Below are 17605 nucleotides of genomic sequence, written 5' to 3' on the forward strand. Positions count from 1 at the left end.
GCCTAAAAGCTAGAGCATTGCTCCTGCGAAAAAACGGTACCCAGTTTTTCGCGCAATGCTCTTAGCGCCACTCAGATGCCGGTCAGGTCGCGGCTCTGCCGATCGAGCTCGGCGTTGTAGCGGCGCAGGGCGAATTGTTCGGTGAGCAGGCCGAGGACCCGCAGGGATTCGCGGCCATCGACGACGACGAGCTCCTCGGTCTGCGAGGTCGCGAACAGGCTGGCGGCCTCGCGGATGTTCATATGAGGCAGCAGGACGTCCTTGCGATTGCGGGCGAGCTCCGCAATCGCCTCGACCGCAACATCGGCACCGTGAGCGTCGGCACCATATGCGTCAGCGACGAGGACGATGCCGGCATAGCGACCCAGTTCATCGACGAGCACGGCGCGCTGATTGGCGCCAAGCGGGAAATCGCGCCGGAACTGCTCCAGGGTCAGCGTCGCGGGCACGGTGCGCACATCCCGGCGCATCATCCGGCCGACGCTCAGCTCCCGCATCCAGCCGATATCGGCGGCGCTGCGGATGGTCTCGCCGCGCAGATGGAAGCGCCAGGTGGCGAAGGAGTAGCCGAAGGTCCGGCGCACCGTCATCGAGGACAGGACGGAGGCCGCGAGCACCGCGACCGTGAGCGGCAGGCTGCCCGTCGTCTCCAGCGCCAAGAACGACATCGTCAGCGGGCCTCCGACGACCGCGGTGGCCATCGCGCTCATGCCGATGACGGCGATGACCACGGAGGGCGTCTGCAGGCCAAAGCCGGTGATCCAGATCACGGCGACGAGCTTGCCGAACATCGCGCCGATGAACAGCGAGGCGAAGAAGAGGCCGCCGCGAAAGCCGGAGCCGATCGAGATCGCCGATGCCAGCGACTTCAGCACGATCACCAGGACGAGAAAGCCCGCCGGATAATAGGCATCGAAGCCGACATGCAGCGCCGAATGGCCGGAAGAGAGGACAGCCGGCGTCACCAGCGCCATCAGCCCGACGAGCAGGCCGCCGACCGCAGGCCGCAGCGCCAGTGGAATCCGGCTGCGGCGGAACAGGCTTTCGGCGAGCGCGACGCCGCGCATCAGCACGATGCCGAGACCTGCACAGAGGATGCCCATGATCATCACCAGCACGTAGTCGGAGCCCGAGAGCGGGCCGGAAAAGCCGAACTGCAGCGTCACAGGGGTGAGGAACAGCCGCGTGACGCCGACCGCGCAGATCGAGGCGACGACGACAGGCGCCAATGAGCCGACCGTATAGGTCACGATGATCAGCTCGAAGGCATAGAAGGCGCCGGTCAAGGGTGCATCGAAGGCGGCAGCGATCGCGCCCGCCGTGCCGCAGCCGACCAGCATGCGCAGATCGGCCCGCCGGACACGGAGAAGCCGCCCAAGGCCCGACGCGAAGGCCGCGCCGCCCTGGGTATAGCCCGCCTCCATGCCGACGGAGGCGCCAAAGCCGTTCGAGACCATGGTCTGGACCACCAGGATCAGGCTGTCCTTCAGCGACAGGCGCCCGCCATGAAGCGCATTCGCCTCGACCGGATCGACCACCGTGCCGCGGCCGCGACGGGCCAGGAGGAGGCCGATCGCCCCCATCACCAGACCACCCAGAACCGGCATGCCGACGGCTCGCAGCGGATCGACGAAGACCGCCCCGCTGACCTCGCCATGGCGCGTCGCGAAGAAGGCGGCATGCAGCGCCTTGGAGACGCCGACCATCGCCGTGACGAGCAGCCCTGCCCCGACCCCGATCAGTGCAGCCAGGAGCACGAGCGAGATGTCGTCGCTGCGCAGCAGGCGCGGCAGATTGCGCCGGAAGCGAAGATAGGCGGCGCGGCCATTGCGGCGGAGCCGCTGCGGCCGGGTCCGGCTGGCGGTCCTGGCGCTTAGAGTGTCAGCAACGCTCGTCATGAAAGCACGGCCCAGGGTCGAAGGGCGAGACTTCACGGACGGACAGACCGGCGATCCTCAGCCTCGCCGCGCTGTAGGTTTGGCGTCGGGCCAAGTCAACCCAGCCAACACGGTCAAGCCGACAGCAAAAAGACCGCGCCCGAAGGCGCGGCCCTTCAAAACGATGCGGGGTACGAGGGCTCAGGCCAGCGTGTAGGCCGTCTTGACCGTCGTATACATTTCCTTGGCGTAGGCGCCCTGCTCGCGCGGGCCGTAGCTCGAACCCTTCCGGCCGCCGAAGGGCACGTGATAGTCGACGCCGGCCGTGGCGAGGTTGACCATCACCATGCCGGCCTCGCTGTTGCGCTTGAAATGCGTCGCATACTTCAGCGAGGTGGTGCAGATGCCGGCCGAGAGGCCGAACTCGGTGTCGTTGGCGAGGTGAAGCGCCTCCTCGTAATCCTTGACGCGGATGACGTTGGCGACGGGGCCGAAGACCTCCTCGCGCGAGATGCGCATGGCGTTGGTCGTCTCGGTGAACAGCGCCGGCTGGAGATAGAAGCCGGGCGTTTCGCGCTTGAGAACTTCGCCGCCCCAGGCGAGCTTGCCGCCTTCGTCCTTGGCGATCTGGATGTATTTCAGGTCCTGGTCGAGCTGGCTCTGGTCGACGACCGGGCCGATATGAGTGCCGCTTTTCAGCGCATCGTCGACCACGACGCCCTTCAGGCGCTCGATGCAGGCTTCGACGAAGCGGTCATGGATGCCGGCCTGGACGATCAGGCGCGAGGAGGCCGTGCAGCGCTGGCCGGTGGAGAAATAGGCGCCGGTGACGGCGGCCTCGACCGCGATCTTGAGGTCGGCATCGTCCAGCACCACGAGCGGGTTCTTGCCACCCATTTCGAGCTGGACCTTCTTCATCGGCGAGGAGGCGATGCAGGCCTCGGCGACCTTGCGGCCGGTCGAGACCGAGCCGGTGAAGGAGATCGCATGCACGTCCTTGTGCTGCAGCAGCGCCTGGCCGACGACCGAGCCGCGCCCCATGACGAGGTTGAGCACGCCCTTGGGCAGGCCGGCGCGCTGGATGATATCGACCAAGGCCCAGGCCGAGCCCGGCACGAGATCGGCCGGCTTGATGACGACGCAATTGCCATAGGCCAGCGCCGGCGCGATCTTCCAGGCCGGGATCGCGATCGGGAAATTCCAGGGCGTGATCATGCCGATGACGCCGACCGGCTCGCGGGTGATTTCGACGCCGACGCCGGGACGTACCGATGGGACGGCTTCGCCGCCGAGACGAAGGCACTCGCCGGCGAAGAAGGCGAAGATCTGGCCGGCCCGGCCGGCCTCGCCGATGCCCTCGGCCAGCGTCTTGCCCTCTTCGCGCGAGAGCAGGCGGCCGAGCTCTTCCTTGCGGGCGAGGATCTCGTCGGAGGCCTTCTTGAGGATCTCGTAGCGTTCCTGCGGACCCGAGCGGCTCCAGGCCGGGAAAGCAGCCTTGGCGGCCGCGACCGCGTCGTTCATCTGCTCGACGGAGCCCTGCGCATACTCGCCGACAACATCGTTGGTGTTGGACGGATTGATGTTGCGCGAGGCGTTGCCGGCGCTGGCCCATTCGCCGGCGATCAGGTTCTTGAACATCTCGGTCATCTCAGGCCTCCCACGGCGATTATGGATTTCGTGGGTGGTGGTAACGCCTTTGAGCCGCGAAGGCCAATGCAGCAGTCGCTATCGCTTCAGTCCTTTTGCGCATCATGGGCGAGCCGGATCAGAATGGGCGAGCCGGATCAGAACTCCGCGTCGAGCTCCTCCAGCTCCTCCGGCTCGGATTTCGCCGCCTCGATCCAGCTTTTCAGCGCCGGCCATTGCGCGATCGTCTGGCAATAGGCCGCGCTGACGGAATCGAGCGGCACGTCATAGGTCAGGAAGCGCAGGCAGACGGGGGCGTACATCGCATCCGCCATACTCAACGCATCCCCGAAGAGATAGGGGCCGCCATAGGTCTCCAGGCAATCGCGCCAGATCTCGGTGACGCGGTCGATATCGGCCTGCGCCCCGGCCCAGATCTTGAAGCCGGGATAATGCGCCTTCAGGTTCATCGGCAGGGCCGAGCGCAGATTGGCGAAGCCCGAATGCATCTCGCCGCAGATGGCGCGGCAATGGGCGCGCGCCTTGGCTCCCCCGGGCAGCAGGCCAGCCTGCGGGCTGATCTCGTCGAGATAGGCGGCGATCGCGAGCGTGTCCCAGACCTTGATCTCGTCATGCGTCAGGCACGGCACCAGGAAGGATGGCGACAGCAGCAGGAGTTCAGCGCGGGCGGAGGGATCATCGACCGAGAGCATACGCTCCTCGACTGCGAGCCCGGCCATCTGGCAGAGCAGCCAGCCGCGCAGCGACCATGACGAGTAGTTCTTGCTGCTGATGGTCAGGGTCGCGGCGGTCATGGCTGACGTCCTCTTCAGAAGAGGTGATGATCGTAGCAAGAGATGTTCCAAAGTGTGATCGCTTTAGAACAATCTTGCGAAAGATCGCTTTTGCAGTGCAACATAGGGGCGCGGGGACAGGCCGCGGACGGCATCTCCGCCAGCCGCAGCCCGGGTTCCGCTTGTTTCGAGGTCGCACGCTGATGCTCTATGCCGCCTACCAGGCCCAGTCCGACCTCATCAATCCCGCCCGCATGATGGCCCAGGCCGCCCTGACCGCGCTTGGCGCCAGGGCGATGACGGGCCAACCGGTCGACATCCGCGCCGCGGCCGCCGCCTATGAGATGATCGCGCGGGCCGGGCTGACGCATGAGCGGCCGCCCTATGAGATCGACAGCGTGCGCACCGGCAATCACGATGCGGCGGTGACCGAGGAGGTCGTGCTGTCGCTGCCCTTCGGCAGCCTGCTGCGCTTCCACAAGGACACCAACGCCGTTGAGGCCAAGGTCCTGGTCGTCGCGCCGATGTCTGGTCATTTCGCCACCTTGCTGCGCAACACGGTGGCAACGCTGCTGCGCGACCACGACGTCTATATCACCGACTGGCACAATGCCCGCGACGTCAGTCTCGAGGCCGGCGCCTTCGGCTATGACGACTATGTCGACACGCTGATCAGCTTCATCGAAAAGCTGGGGCCCGATACCCATGTCGTCGCAGTGTGCCAACCTTGCGTGCAGGTGCTTACCGCGGCTGCCGTGATGGCGCAGGCCGGCAGTCCCGTCCAGCCACGCAGCATGACGCTGATGGCCGGGCCGGTCGACACCCGCATCAACCCGACCGCGGTCAACAAGCTCGCAAACGACAAGCCGATCGAGTGGTTCCGCAAGAACCTGATCGCGACCGTGCCGTCACGCTATCCCGGCGCGGGACGGAAGGTCTATCCGGGCTTCATCCAGCTGGGCGCATTCCTGGCGATGAACATGCAGCGCCACGTCAACGCCCATATCGACCTCTTTACCCATCTCGCCACCGGCGAGACCGAAAGCGCCGCGACGATCAAGAAATTCTACGACGAGTATTTCGCCGTGCTCGACCTGCCGGCCGAGTTCTATCTGGAGACCGTGCAATGGATCTTCCAGGAGGCCCGGCTGGCGGCGCGAACCCTGACCTATCGCGGCGAAAAGGTGGATTGCAGCGCCATCCGCAAGACCGCGCTCCTGACCGTCGAAGGCGAGCGCGACGACATCTGCGCGCTCGGCCAGACCTCGGCCGCCCATGATCTTTGCGGCGGCCTGAAGCCCTTCCGCAAGCGCCATCACATGCAGGCCGGCGTCGGCCATTACGGTGTTTTCTCGGGCCGGAAATGGGACGGGCAAATCTACCCGATCGTCCGCAACATGATCCTCGCCAATAGCTGAGGCCTTCAGCCTGAAGGCCTCACTTCTCCTTGATCTGCAAGCCGTCCTTGCCGATGGAAATCTGCACGCCGTCGGGCTGCTTCTTCTCCTGATAGAGCGCGTATCCCGTGACGGCGAGGCCGGCGACGAGAAGCACGACGAGGGCGAGCAGAAGATTGCGCGAAGCGAGCATGATGGATCCAAAATGAGCGTCGCGAACAGCCGCGACGGCCAAACAACCCTGTTTTCCTCGCAAAGTTCCGCTTCGCGGCGTTCCGCCGTCCTGCCTCAACGCGCCAGTCGCGCCTCAGCGGCTACCGCACCATCGACAGCCATACCGCGCCCGAGCCAGGCGACGGCCACGCTCGACCAGGCAACGCCGAGACACCAGCCGGCGAGGACGTCGGTCGGCCAATGCACGCCGAGATAGACCCGGCTGAAGCCGATCAGGATGATCAGCGCCCAGGCAAGGCAGAGGCAGACCCGCGTGATGTCGTCGCGTCGCGCCGCCAGGCCGACGAAGCCCGCAATGCTGAGCAGCGTCACCGCCGAGAGGAAGGCGTGGCCGCTCGGAAAGCTCGCGGTGAAGGTCAGGGCCGTATGCGCGACGATATCGGGCCGCTCCCGCCCGATCAGGATCTTCAGCCCGGTGCTGACGAGCGTCGCCAGGACCACACTGACGGCGAGCGCCACCGCCAGTCGGCGATAACCGCACAGCCAGAGCGTCAGGCTCGCCGTGATCGTCATGAAGCCGAGCCCGACGAAGCTGCCGAGCCCGCTCAGGTCACGCATCGCCTCGCCCAGCCAGGGCGGGCCGAGCGGGGTCGCGGGATCGCCGGGCACGCGCAGCAGCAGCACGAGGCGGCTGTCGAAGGCGAAGCTGTGGCCGGAGACGATGAGCAGTGCCAGGCCGATGAAGGCAAAGCCTGCCGCAAGCGGAACCAGGAGGCGGGGATGAAGGAAGGACATCGGGCTCCGGCTGTTGACGGCTTGAGCAGGATGCGAAAAGTGGAAACCCGTTTTCGCATCCTGCTCTAACTCTTAGATTGAGAGCAGGATGTAGGGTCGCCCCCAACGTTCAGACAAGGGCCCGGCGCGCGGCGATGAGCCGGATCGCCTTGGGCAGCAGCCGATAGGCCAGGGCGTCGGCCTTGCGCTCGACCTCGCCGTCGAAGGTGATGTGACCGCGCTTCTTGTCGCGCCGTGTCAGCGTGACCTCATCGGCGGTGAAGGAGGTCAGGTTGTGCGAACGGCGCCAGCCGCCGGTCACGACAGAGAGCGCGGCCTTGCTGCGCGAATAGAGACCGCCAGCGTTGAGGATATGGACCTCGAAGACGCCGCCATCGAGCCTGGCGCGCCGCCATTCGGCCCCGTCGAAGCGGTTGATGGTCACTAGCACCGCATCGGCCTCGACATGGCGCTGGCCGTCGGCGGTGCGGATCTCGACCGAGATCGAGCGCGTGAACAGGATCGAGCGCGTCGCCGCGACGGCAAAGGCGACATGGCGGCTGAAGGGGAAGCGCCTTCGCGCATATTCGCGCTCGCGCGCCATCAGGCTGAAGAAGCCCATGCCAGAGATGGAATGGAACAGCCTATCGTTGACCTGGCCGATGTCGAGCTCGACCGGCTCGCCCTTGCAGAGCGCCTCGATCTGATGCTCGAGCGTGCCGTAGAGGCCGAGATCGCGGCCGAGCACATTGACGGTGCCCAGCGGCAGCACGCCGACAGGCCGGCCGGCTTCGAGCAGGACCGGCAGCACGCCATTGATCGTGCCATCGCCGCCGGCGACGACGGGGATGCAGCTCTCGTCCCTGATCGCCAGGGCAAGCGCGTCGCCGAGCTCGCGCGGATGCACGAGCTTGACCGCGGCCGAACAGTCATGGGCGGCGAAGGCCGAGCGGAGACGCTGTGCGAAGGCGTCCGGACCTGCAGCCAGGACCGTGCCCGCCTTGGCGTTGACCACGACGGTATGGTGCATCGACGGTTCCCCCCGGAGCCGTTGCGGTTCGGTCGAGGATGGCGGATCCGCCAAGTTCATGACAAGGCTTGGTTCATGACAAGGCGGGCTGGTGCCAATGATGACGGCCAGCCCCCGGCAGCGTGTGAGCCGGCTGGGCTTCCTCGACCTCTTCGGTCACAACCTCGAAGCGCTGCAGGGTATGCGGACCGAAGGAATTGACCATCGCGACATCGGTCGCGTCTCGGCCGCGCGCGATCACGACGCGCCCGATCCGGGGCATGTTGTGGCGAGCGTCGAACGTATACCAGCGGCCGCTGAGGAAGACCTCGAACCAGGCGTTGAAATCCATCGGAGCCGGGTCCTTCGGCACGCCGATGTCACCGAGATAGCCATTGCAGTAACGCGCCGGGATGTTGAGGCAACGACACAGGGCGACCGCCAGATGCGCGAAATCGCGGCAGACGCCGATGCGCTCCTCGAAAGCCTCGGAGGCGGTGCGGGTGTTGCGGGCGAAATGGTAGCCGAAGGTGAGATGGTTGTGGACGAAATCGACCACCGCCTGAACGCGCTGCCAGCCCGGCTCGACCTGGCCGAACAGGCTCCAGGCCTGGGCCGCGAGCTTGTCGGTCTCGCAATAGCGGCTGCCCATCAGATAGACGAGCGCCTCGTCGGGAAGCCTGGAGGGCACAACTTCGCGAGCCGCGAGGTCGACCGGATCAGGCTCGCCGGAATCATGCACGACGCCTTCGGAATGCAGCAGGACACCGCCCGCCGGGGCGACGATGCGGCGGCAGATATTGCCGAATTGATCGAGATATTGCGCAACCGGCACTGGCCGGTGCCGATCACTGAGCGCGGTCACCATCATCTCGTCGGGCCGCATCAGGTCATGGCGACGCGAGGGATGGATATCGAGCAGGGTGATCAGCGGTAAGTCCTGCTGGCAGACGAGTTCGATACGATAGCCGTAGCGAATCTGCATGGCGCTCTCCTGGGTTCACCGTGAGGGCAATCGTCGCTCGATCCAATCGTAGCTGGATCATGGAGCTTCGCGTGTGTCGAATTCAGGACGCGCCACGCCCTGATCGCGCTCCCCCAGAAATGGGAGGGATGCGGGCCATAAAGACCCGCATCCCTCCGCCACGGCGATTCGGCTGGGGGGATAGCAACCGCCGCGACCTGCTTCCGGCCGGCCCTACATCATCCAGTAGGGCATCGTGCCGTAATAATCGTGGACGCGCTTGCCATAGGCTTTGTCGTCCCAGTCAGGCTCGCCCTCGCTGTCATACATGGGCGCCGCCTGAAGCTTGTCCTTGGTCAGCGGAACGACGTAGCCACCGCGATTGGTGTCATAGTCGAGCACGCTCCAGGGGATCGGGTGATATTTCTCGCCAAGTCCGAGGAACCCGCCGAAGGACATGATGGCGTAAGCGACCTTGCCGGTGTGCTTGTCCAGCATGACGTCATAGATCTCGCCGAGATGGTCCCCGGTCGCGTTGTAGACGTCGGTACCGGCGACGCGTGCTCCCGCGATCAGCGGATTCTTCGATGAGACGGCCATGGTTTGAGCTGTCATCAGCTGCTCCTCCGGTTCGAGCGGCTTGTCTCGCCGCAGGCTGACTGGAGAACGTCGCTTCCCGGGAAAAGGTTCCGGCCAAAATTCATCTGCCGTTCAAATCGAGGGAGCCAATGATGCCGCCTGCGCACCGCGTGGGCACTCATGTGGGGGAACTTTCCCCGCCACCCCTCGTTATGGGCGCAAGGCATCGGCCGATGCCCGGACGCCAAGGAGAAATCTGATGAAGAAGCTCGTAATCCTCGCCGCATTGGCCGCCTCCCTCGGGGCCTGCACGCAGCGCGAGCAGAATACGGGGGCTGGCGCCCTGATCGGCGCAGGCACAGGCGCTGTCATCGGTGGGCTGGCGACAGGACGCGCCGGCGGCGCGCTGGCGGGCGCCGCGATCGGCGGCGCAGGCGGCGCTATCATCGGCAACGCATCGACGCCGGACACCTGCTATGGCCGCGACGAATACGGCCGTCGCTACCGCTACGCCTGCTGATCGACCTCAGCTTTTTAAGCGACAAGGCCCGCCTGGGAAGGCGGGCCTTCTTGTTTCACTTCGCCAACGGTTCGCTCAGACCTGCCCATTTGCTCAGGCCTGCCCATTCAGACTTGCCATTCAGACTTGCCCATAAGGTCCAAAGCGACCGACGAAGCGGTGGCGCGTGCCGGGATAGAGCAATCGCACCGCCGTGACCGGGGCGCCCTGGTTCCAGGTCCGGCGCTCGACCAGCAGGCAGGCCGTTCCAGCCTCCACACTGAGCAAGCGGGCTTCCTCAGCCTCGGCGGCGACAGCGCTGATCGCGTGCTCGGCCTGCGACCACAGGCTGTGCTGCAAGAGCCAGTCGCCCGGCGGCGTCTCCTTGAAATCCTCATCAGCGGCGGCAGGCACCGTGGCGAGATGGATCACTCGCTCCTCCAGCACATGGGGCTGGCCGCCGCTGAAATGCCGCGTGACGAGATGCGCGACCCGCTCGCCGCGCTTCAGCCCGAATTGCGAGACGAGCTCGACCGAAGGACGGCCATCGCGCCGCGACAGGATCTCATAGGCATAGGCCTGGCCGAGCCCCCTGACCTCGTCGGGAATCGAGAGGATGTCGAGCATGGCGTGGCTTGCCGGCGGGCTCGCCACGATCGTTCCAGACCGCCGCCGCCGCGTGATCAGGCCCTCGCGCGCGAGCTGGACGAGGGCGCGGTGCACAGTCATGCGCGAGGCGCCGAGCTGCTCCATCAGCGCGTGTTCGGGCGGGACCGAGGTGCCCGGCGACCAGACGCCATTCAGGATCAGATCGCGGATCGCTCGCCTGATCTGGTCGTAGACCGGGCCGGCGCCATCGAGCTTGACCGCCTCCAGCCTGGTTTCCGCCATCGTCATGTCGTCACGCCGCCTTCAGCCGAGCAGTTTGCAGCCAAGCAATTCTCAACCAAGTAATCTTCAGCCAAGTAATTTTCGGATGGTCGCGGCAAAGCGCGCCTTGACCGGCTCGCGCCCGAGATGGCGCCCCTCCGCGACCACCCTGCGACCGCCGACGAAGACATCGTGCAACGGCAGCGCGTTGGCGGCGAAGATCGCGCTGTCCAACGCGATCTCTCCGGCCTTGTCGATCAGCGCCGGATGGTCCGCGGCAAGCGTCACGAGATCGGCGCGGCAGCCCGGCGCGAGCCGCCCGATGGCGCGGCCGCAGGCCTGCGCGCCGCCCGCACAAGCAGCCTGCCAGAGCGCGACCCCGGTCGAGGCGCCGGCATCCGCCATCAAAGCGCGGCCGCGATCGCGCAGGCGCTGGGAGTATTCGAGCTGGCGCAGCTCGGCGCCAGCGTCGATCTGGATGTTGGAGTCGCTGCCGACGCCGAAGGCTCCGCCGGCCGCGCGATAGCGCACGCCGTCGAAGATGCCGTCGCCCAGGCTGGATTCGGTGATGGGGCAAAGGCCGGCGATCGCGCCGCTGCGGGCGATGCCATCGCGCTCGGCCTCGGTCAGATGCGTCGCATGGACCAGACACCAGCGCTGATCGAGCGTCGTATTTTCCATCAGCAACTCGACCGGGCGGCGGCCGGTGATCCTGAGGCTGTCCTCGACCTCGCGCATCTGCTCGGCGACATGGATGTGCATCGGGCCGTCCGGCCGCAAACCCGCCAGCCAATCGAGATCGTCGAGCGCGACCGCGCGCAGCGAATGCGGGGCGAGGCCGAGCCGCGCATCCGGCAGCGGACGGATCGCCGCCGCGCTCGCCTCGATCAGGCGCAGATAGGCGTCGCGCTCATTGACGAAGCGGCGCTGGCCGTGGACGGAGGGCGCGCCGCCGAAATTGCCGAAACGATAGAGTACCGGCAGCAAGGTCAGCCCGAGCCCCGTCTCCTCCGCCGCCGCAGCGACCGCGCCCGCCATGGCGGCGATATCGGCATAAGCGCGCCCGTCCTTGTCGTGATGCAGATAGTGGAATTCGGCGAGCGCCGTGAAGCCACCCTCCAGCATCTCGACGAAGGCCTGGGCGGCGACGGCCTGGACGTCGTCGGGGTCGAGCCTGTCGAGGAAGCGATACATCACCTCGCGCCAGGTCCAGAAGGAATCGTCGCTCGCACCGCGTCGCTCCGACAGGCCGGCCATGCCACGCTGGAAGGCGTGGCTATGCAGGTTCGGCATGCCGGGCAAGGCGAGGCCGGGCAAACGCTCCGCATCCACGGTCGGCGCAACGCCGGCTTCGACGCGCGTGATGACGCCATCCGCGATCGTCAGCGTCACGTCATTGGCAAATCCGTCCGGCAGGAGGGCCTGCGCGAGATGCAGGGTCTGGTTCACGCGATCGCTCCAGCAGTCATTTGCGGCCCGCTTGCCAATTGCATATGCAATTAGCTAGCATAGTCCCGGGATGAAGATTGTCGAGGGGAAACGCGGGTGGCGCAACGGCCGGATGAGTTTCTGATCTGCGACCGGGTTTGGACGAATGCCCGGCTCGCCACGATGGCGGCGGGCTCCGGCACGCCCTACGGCGCGATCGAAGACGGCGTCATCGCCGCGCGCGACGGGCGCATCGTCTTCGCCGGAGCGAAAGGCGACGCGCCTGCATTCGATGCGGTGGAGACGATCGATTGCCGCAGTCGCTGGATCACGCCCGGCCTGATCGATTGCCACACCCATCTCGTTTATGGCGGCGACCGCGCCCATGAATTCGAGCTGCGCCTGCAGGGCGCGAGCTATGAGGAGATCGCACGCGCCGGGGGCGGCATCCTCTCCACCGTCAAGGCGACGCGGGCCGCGAGCGAGGCCGAACTCTTCGCCAGCGCCGACAGGCGGCTCGCCGCATTGATCGCGGAAGGCGTCACCACCGTCGAGATCAAATCCGGCTATGGGCTGGAGACGGCAACCGAGCTGAAGCAGCTTTCGGTCGCGCGCCGGCTCGGGCGCGAGCGGCCGGTCGGCGTGCGCACGACTTTTCTGGGCGCGCATGCGGTGCCGCCCGAATATAAGGGCCGCGCCAGTGACTATGCCGAGCTCGTCACTGGGCCGATGCTCGACACTGTGGCCGCAGGGGGCTGGCGGATGCGGTCGATGTCTTCTGCGAGGGCATAGCCTTCTCGCCCGAGGAGACGGCGCGCGTCTTCACTGCGGCCAAGGCCAAGGGCCTCGCGATCAAGATCCATGCCGAGCAACTCTCTAATCTCGGCGGGGCCGCATTGGCCGCCGAACATGGCGCGCTCTCGGCCGACCATCTCGAATATCTCGACGAGGCCGGCGTCATCGCCATGGCCAGGGCAGGCACGGTCGCGGTGATCCTGCCGGGCGCCTTCTATTTCCTGCGCGAGACGCAAAAGCCGCCGATCGCGCTGCTGCGCCAGCATGGCGTGCCGATCGCGCTCGCGACCGACGCCAATCCCGGTTCCTCGCCGCTGACCTCGCCGCTCCTGGTCTTGAACATGGCCTGCACGCTGTTCCGGCTGACGCCGGAGGAGGCGCTGGCCGGCCTGACCCGCAACGCCGCTCAGGCGCTGGGCTTAGGCGACGAGATCGGCACGCTGGAAGCCGGAAAGCGCTGCGACCTGGCGATCTGGGAGATCGAGCGCCCGGCCGAGCTCGCCTACCGCATCGGCTTCAACCCGCTTCACGCCCGCATCTGGAACGGACAATGACCTCGCCTCTCCTGCTCACGCCCGGCCACGCCCCCTGACGCATTGGCGCGACGTGCTCGCCGGCGCCTCGCTCACGCTCGATGCGGCAAGCGCGGGCGCCATCGCCGCAGCCCAGGCGATCGTCGACGACATCGTCGCGGCCGGCACCGTGACCTATGGCGTCAATACCGGCTTCGGTAAGCTCGCCAGCGTGCGCATCGCCGATGCGGACCTCGCGACGCTGCAGCGCAACCTGATCCTGTCGCATGCGGTGGGCACCGGCCCGGCCCTGCCCGACAGCGTGGTGCGCCTGATCCTCGCCATGAAGGCGGCGAGCCTGGCGCGCGGCGCCTCGGGCGTGCGACCCGTCGTGGTCGAGGCGCTGCTCGGCGCGCTCGCGGCCGATGCCTTGCCGGTCGTCCCGGCGAAGGGCTCGGTCGGTGCGTCGGGCGATCTCGCCCCGCTGGCGCATCTGACTGCCGCCCTGATGGGGGTCGGCGAAATCAGGCTGAAGGGCATGGCCCTGCCGGCAGCAGAAGCCCTGTCGCGCATCGGGCAGGCTCCGCTCGCGCTCGGCGCCAAGGAAGGGCTCGCGCTGATCAACGGCACGCAGGTCTCGACCGCGATCGCGATCACGGCGCTGTCCGAGATCGCGCGCGTCTTCGACGCCGCACTCGTTGCCGGTGCGCTCTCGGTCGATGCGCTGAAGGGCTCGGACACGCCGTTCGATCCTCGCATTCAGGCGCTGCGTGGCCAGCCCGGCCAGATCAAGGTCGCCGCCACCTTGCTGACGCTGATCGCGGGCAGCGAGATCCGCGACAGCCACCGCTTCGGCGACAGCAAGGTGCAAGACCCCTATTCGCTGCGCTGCCAGCCGCAGGTGATGGGCGCGGTACGCGACCTCCTCGGCAACGCCGCCGCGACGCTCGGCATCGAGGCCAATGCCGTCACCGACAACCCGCTGGTGCTGGGCCCGGGCGAGATCGTCTCCGGCGGCAATTTCCACGCCGAACCGGTCGCCTTTGCGGCCGACATCCTCGCCATGGGACTGTGCGAGATCGGCAATCTCTCGGAGCGGCGCATGGCGCTGCTGGTCGACCCGGTGATGAGCGGCCTGCCGCCCTTCCTGGCGCGCGACGCCGGGCTCAACTCCGGCTTCATGATCGCGCAGGTGACGGCCGCCGCCTTGGCGTCCGAGAACAAGCAGAAGGCCTATCCGGCTTCCGTCGACACCATCCCAACCTCCGCGAACCAGGAGGACCATGTCTCGATGGCGACGCATGGCGCCTATCGCCTCCTCGACATGGCCAGGAACGCTGCCAGCATCATCGGCATCGAATTGATGGCGGCGGCGGAGGCGATCGAGCATCACCGACCGATGAAGACGGGGCCGCGGTTGGAGCCGGTGCTGGCCCTGCTGCGCGGCCGGATCGCGCCGCTGACCGCCGACCGCTATCTCGCCCCGGATCTCGCCGCGGCAACGGACCTCGTGCTGTCAGGCGCGGTCGGTCAGGCGGCGGGGTTGGATGCGTTTGCGGAGTTCGGGGCGTGAGCCCTCGCAATAACAAGCGCGGGGAACCCTCTCCTGTAAGGAGAGGGCAGGGTGAGGTGTCGGCCGTTGGCCGCGGTGGGCTCGCGTCAGCAGCGGTGAGGTCTGCACTCCACTGGTCCAGGGGCCTACACCTCACCCCTGCCCCTCTCCTTACAGGAGAGGGGTTCCCCGCGCCTTTTCCCATTGGGATGTCGCCCGGCTCCAGGGTCCGACGACACAGCTAGGATGACAACCATGACCGACATCGTCACCGTCACCCCGGGCCCCTCGCCTTTCATCCTCTCGATGCCCCATCCCGGCACCGGCTTGCCCGACGAGGTCCGCACCGCTCTCAACGCGAGCGGCCGCAACGTGCCCGACACGGACTGGCACATGCGCCAGCTCTACGGCTTCACCGAGCGTTTCCAGCCGACACTCGTCGAGGCGGGGCTCTCGCGCTATGTCATCGACGTCAATCGCGACCCCTCCGGCGTCTCGCTCTATCCCGGGCAGGCGACGACGGAACTCGTCCCGACCACGCGTTTCGACGGCGAGCCGATCTGGATTGCGCCGCCAGACGCGGCCGAGATCGAGCGTCGGCGACAGGCGTATTTCCAGCCCTATCATGACGCGCTCTCGGCCGAGATCGCACGCGTGAAGGCGCTCCATGGCTGGTGCCTGCTCTGGGACTGCCACTCGATCAAATCGGTGATCCCGCGCCTGTTTCCCGGCACGCTGCCGACCTTGAACCTCGGCACGAATTCGGGCGCGAGCTGCGCGGCGCCCATTGAGTCGGCGGCCGTCGCCGAGATGGCGGGCCAGCCCTTCACCCAGATCGTCAATGGCCGCTTCAAGGGCGGCTGGATCACGCGCCATTACGGCAAGCCGGCCGAGCAAGTGCACGCGATCCAGATGGAGATCGCGCTCAGCGCCTATCTCACCGACGAGGCGTCGCCCTGGACCTTCGACGAGGCCAAGGCCGCCAAACTCCAAGCCGCCCTCTCCAGCATCATCGCCGCCGCCCTTGATGCGGCCGCCAGCTTCGAAAAGGCTCAAGCATGACCCGTATCGACAATAGCCGCGTCATCCGTAGCCCGCGCGGCAGCGAGCTCTCGGCCAAGAGCTGGCTGACCGAGGCGCCTTTGCGCATGCTGATGAACAATCTCGACCCCGATGTCGCGGAGAAGCCGGGCGAGCTCGTGGTCTATGGCGGCATCGGCCGCGCCGCCCGCACCTGGGAGGATTTCGACCGGATCTGTGCCTCGCTGCGCTCGCTCGAGGCCGATGAGACCTTGCTGGTGCAATCGGGCAAGCCGGTCGGCATCTTCAGGACGCATGCGGACGCGCCGCGCGTGCTGATCGCCAATTCGAACCTCGTCCCGGCCTATGCCAATTGGGAGCATTTCCACGAGCTCGATAAGCTCGGGCTGATGATGTACGGCCAGATGACGGCCGGTTCCTGGATCTATATCGGCACGCAAGGCATCGTTCAGGGCACTTACGAGACCTTCGTCGAGATCGGCCGCCAGCATTATGGCGGCTCGCTCAAGGGCAAATGGATCCTGACCGGAGGCCTGGGCGGCATGGGCGGGGCGCAGCCGCTCGCCGCCACCATGGCCGGCGCCTCGATGATCGCCGTCGAATGCAAGCCCTCCTCGATCGATTTCCGCCTGCGCACCCGCTATCTCGACGAGAAGGCTGATAACATCGACGAGGCGCTGGAGATCGTCGAGCGCGCCCATCAGCAGGGTAAGGCGGTCTCGGTCGGTGTGCTCGGCAATGCAGCCGAGGTCTTCCCCGACATGGTCCGCCGCGGCATCCGCCCCGATGTCGTCACCGACCAGACCTCGGCGCATGACCCGCTCAACGGCTATCTGCCGGCCGGCTGGACGCTGGAGCAGTGGGAGGAGCGTCGGGAGCGCGACCCCGCCGGAACGATCCTGGCGGCCAAGGAATCGATGGCGACGCATGTGCGCGCCATGCTGGATTTCCAGAAGATGGGCGTGCCGACGCTCGATTACGGCAATAATATCCGCCAGATGGCCAAGGATATGGGCGTCGCTGACGCCTTCGATTTCCCCGGCTTCGTGCCAGCCTATATCCGGCCGCTGTTCTGCCGCGGCATCGGGCCGTTCCGCTGGGCCGCGCTCTCGGGCGACCCCGAGGACATCTACCGCACCGACCAGCGCGTGAAAGAGCTGATGCCGGACGACACCCACCTGCACAACTGGCTCGACATGGCGCGCGAGCGCATCCAGTTCCAGGGCCTGCCCGCCCGCATCTGCTGGGTCGGGCTGGGCGACCGGCATCGGCTCGGCCTCGCCTTCAACGAGATGGTGGCGAAGGGCGAGCTCAAGGCCCCGGTCGTGATCGGCCGCGACCATCTCGATTCAGGCTCCGTCGCCTCGCCCAACCGCGAGACCGAAGCGATGAAGGACGGCTCGGATGCGGTCTCCGACTGGCCGCTGCTGAATGCGCTGCTCAACACGGCGGGCGGCGCGACCTGGGTCTCGCTGCATCATGGCGGCGGCGTCGGCATGGGCTATTCGCAGCATTCGGGCGTCGTCATCGTCGCCGACGGCACGCCGGAGGCGGCAAAGAGGCTGGAGCGCGTGCTCTGGAACGACCCGGCGACCGGCGTGATGCGCCATGCCGATGCGGGCTACGAGATCGCAATCGACTGCGCCAAGGCGAAGGGGCTGAAGCTGCCAGGCATCTTGCGCTGACCATGCGCCTGATCCGAGCCAGCGAGTGC

At 66.7% G+C, this 17605-nt stretch carries 14 protein-coding genes and 2 pseudogenes; 6 read left to right on the plus strand and 10 right to left on the minus strand.

Annotated features, from left to right (window positions below; genetic code table 11):
* Nucleotides 1–71 precede the first annotated feature (71 nt).
* The 3 genes from RMR04_RS24055 to RMR04_RS24065 all read right to left on the minus strand — a co-directional run bounded on the left by RMR04_RS24055 (nt 72) and on the right by RMR04_RS24065 (nt 4318).
* Nucleotides 72–1898, minus strand: a complete 1827-nt coding sequence (locus tag RMR04_RS24055; protein ID WP_311911006.1) for a chloride channel protein — start codon at nt 1896–1898, stop codon at nt 72–74.
* 180 nt (nt 1899–2078) lie between these two features.
* The gene (locus tag RMR04_RS24060; RefSeq protein WP_311911007.1) at nt 2079–3524 is read right to left on the minus strand and encodes an aldehyde dehydrogenase family protein; all 1446 of its coding nucleotides are present in this window, start codon (nt 3522–3524) and stop codon (nt 2079–2081) included.
* Nucleotides 3525–3661: 137 nt separating this feature from the next.
* A complete protein-coding gene (locus tag RMR04_RS24065; protein WP_311911008.1) occupies nt 3662–4318 on the minus strand; it encodes a glutathione S-transferase family protein in 657 nt (218 codons plus the stop codon).
* 182 nt (nt 4319–4500) lie between these two features.
* On the opposite strand from RMR04_RS24065, the gene RMR04_RS24070 reads away from it, so the two are divergent.
* The gene (locus RMR04_RS24070) at nt 4501–5715 is read left to right on the plus strand and encodes a polyhydroxyalkanoate depolymerase (RefSeq protein WP_311911009.1); all 1215 of its coding nucleotides are present in this window, start codon (nt 4501–4503) and stop codon (nt 5713–5715) included.
* Between the two features lie 19 nt (nt 5716–5734).
* Here the strand turns inward: RMR04_RS24070 and RMR04_RS24075 are convergent, their stop codons facing one another.
* The 5 genes from RMR04_RS24075 to RMR04_RS24095 form a co-directional block, all read right to left on the minus strand.
* Nucleotides 5735–5887 carry a hypothetical protein gene (locus RMR04_RS24075; RefSeq protein WP_311911010.1) on the minus strand — a complete coding sequence of 51 codons (153 nt, stop codon included), beginning with the start codon at nt 5885–5887 and terminating at the stop codon, nt 5735–5737.
* Between the two features lie 95 nt (nt 5888–5982).
* A complete protein-coding gene (locus RMR04_RS24080) occupies nt 5983–6663 on the minus strand; it encodes a phosphatase PAP2 family protein (protein WP_311911011.1) in 681 nt (226 codons plus the stop codon).
* Between the two features lie 109 nt (nt 6664–6772).
* On the minus strand, nt 6773–7672 hold the full coding sequence (locus RMR04_RS24085; RefSeq protein WP_311911012.1) for a diacylglycerol/lipid kinase family protein: 900 nt from the start codon (nt 7670–7672) through the stop codon (nt 6773–6775).
* A 73-nt stretch (nt 7673–7745) separates the two neighbouring features.
* Entirely contained in the window at nt 7746–8636 is an 891-nt protein-coding gene (locus RMR04_RS24090) for a transglutaminase-like domain-containing protein (RefSeq protein ID WP_311911013.1), read from the minus strand.
* A 213-nt stretch (nt 8637–8849) separates the two neighbouring features.
* Nucleotides 8850–9230: a PRC-barrel domain-containing protein gene (locus RMR04_RS24095; protein WP_310160506.1), complete on the minus strand. Its 381-nt coding sequence runs from the start codon at nt 9228–9230 to the stop codon at nt 8850–8852.
* A 223-nt stretch (nt 9231–9453) separates the two neighbouring features.
* Here RMR04_RS24095 and RMR04_RS24100 point away from each other — a divergent pair, with 223 nt between their 5' ends.
* The gene (locus RMR04_RS24100) at nt 9454–9714 is read left to right on the plus strand and encodes a glycine zipper domain-containing protein (RefSeq protein ID WP_069690024.1); all 261 of its coding nucleotides are present in this window, start codon (nt 9454–9456) and stop codon (nt 9712–9714) included.
* 120 nt (nt 9715–9834) lie between these two features.
* On the opposite strand, the gene RMR04_RS24105 is transcribed toward RMR04_RS24100, so the two are convergent.
* Nucleotides 9835–10590 (minus strand): UTRA domain-containing protein, encoded by a 756-nt coding sequence (locus RMR04_RS24105; RefSeq protein WP_311911014.1) that lies wholly within the window; start codon nt 10588–10590, stop codon nt 9835–9837.
* Between the two features lie 60 nt (nt 10591–10650).
* Nucleotides 10651–12012 carry a formimidoylglutamate deiminase gene (locus RMR04_RS24110; RefSeq protein ID WP_311911015.1) on the minus strand — a complete coding sequence of 454 codons (1362 nt, stop codon included), beginning with the start codon at nt 12010–12012 and terminating at the stop codon, nt 10651–10653.
* 162 nt (nt 12013–12174) lie between these two features.
* On the opposite strand from RMR04_RS24110, the pseudogene hutI reads away from it, so the two are divergent.
* From hutI to hutU, 4 genes and pseudogenes are all read left to right on the plus strand, one after another.
* Nucleotides 12175–13340: pseudogene (gene hutI, locus RMR04_RS24115) on the plus strand (imidazolonepropionase).
* Nucleotides 13337–14871: pseudogene (hutH, locus tag RMR04_RS24120) on the plus strand (histidine ammonia-lyase). Before hutI ends, hutH begins: the two co-directional pseudogenes overlap by 4 nt.
* A gap of 234 nt (nt 14872–15105) precedes the next feature.
* Nucleotides 15106–15912 carry an N-formylglutamate deformylase gene (hutG, locus tag RMR04_RS24125; RefSeq protein ID WP_311911016.1) on the plus strand — a complete coding sequence of 269 codons (807 nt, stop codon included), beginning with the start codon at nt 15106–15108 and terminating at the stop codon, nt 15910–15912.
* Nucleotides 15909–17576: a urocanate hydratase gene (hutU, locus tag RMR04_RS24130; protein WP_311911017.1), complete on the plus strand. Its 1668-nt coding sequence runs from the start codon at nt 15909–15911 to the stop codon at nt 17574–17576. Before hutG ends, hutU begins: the two co-directional genes overlap by 4 nt.
* Nucleotides 17577–17605 lie beyond the last annotated feature (29 nt).

Source organism: Bosea sp. 685 (assembly GCF_031884435.1).
In the GTDB taxonomy this organism is placed as follows: Bacteria; Pseudomonadota; Alphaproteobacteria; order Rhizobiales; family Beijerinckiaceae; genus Allobosea.

Excerpts from the sequence above, each read along its gene's own strand:
- RMR04_RS24055 (WP_311911006.1), bottom strand. The coding sequence starts at position 1,898 with ATGACGAGCGTTGCTGACACTCTAAGCGCCAGGACCGCCAGCCGGACC.
- RMR04_RS24060 (WP_311911007.1), bottom strand. The coding sequence starts at position 3,524 with ATGACCGAGATGTTCAAGAACCTGATCGCCGGCGAATGGGCCAGCGCC.
- RMR04_RS24065 (WP_311911008.1), bottom strand. The coding sequence starts at position 4,318 with ATGACCGCCGCGACCCTGACCATCAGCAGCAAGAACTACTCGTCATGG.
- RMR04_RS24070 (WP_311911009.1), top strand. The coding sequence starts at position 4,501 with ATGCTCTATGCCGCCTACCAGGCCCAGTCCGACCTCATCAATCCCGCC.
- RMR04_RS24075 (WP_311911010.1), bottom strand. The coding sequence starts at position 5,887 with ATGCTCGCTTCGCGCAATCTTCTGCTCGCCCTCGTCGTGCTTCTCGTC.
- RMR04_RS24080 (WP_311911011.1), bottom strand. The coding sequence starts at position 6,663 with ATGTCCTTCCTTCATCCCCGCCTCCTGGTTCCGCTTGCGGCAGGCTTT.
- RMR04_RS24085 (WP_311911012.1), bottom strand. The coding sequence starts at position 7,672 with ATGCACCATACCGTCGTGGTCAACGCCAAGGCGGGCACGGTCCTGGCT.
- RMR04_RS24090 (WP_311911013.1), bottom strand. The coding sequence starts at position 8,636 with ATGCAGATTCGCTACGGCTATCGTATCGAACTCGTCTGCCAGCAGGAC.
- RMR04_RS24095 (WP_310160506.1), bottom strand. The coding sequence starts at position 9,230 with ATGACAGCTCAAACCATGGCCGTCTCATCGAAGAATCCGCTGATCGCG.
- RMR04_RS24100 (WP_069690024.1), top strand. The coding sequence starts at position 9,454 with ATGAAGAAGCTCGTAATCCTCGCCGCATTGGCCGCCTCCCTCGGGGCC.
- RMR04_RS24105 (WP_311911014.1), bottom strand. The coding sequence starts at position 10,590 with ATGACGATGGCGGAAACCAGGCTGGAGGCGGTCAAGCTCGATGGCGCC.
- hutG (WP_311911016.1), top strand. The coding sequence starts at position 15,106 with ATGACCGACATCGTCACCGTCACCCCGGGCCCCTCGCCTTTCATCCTC.
- hutU (WP_311911017.1), top strand. The coding sequence starts at position 15,909 with ATGACCCGTATCGACAATAGCCGCGTCATCCGTAGCCCGCGCGGCAGC.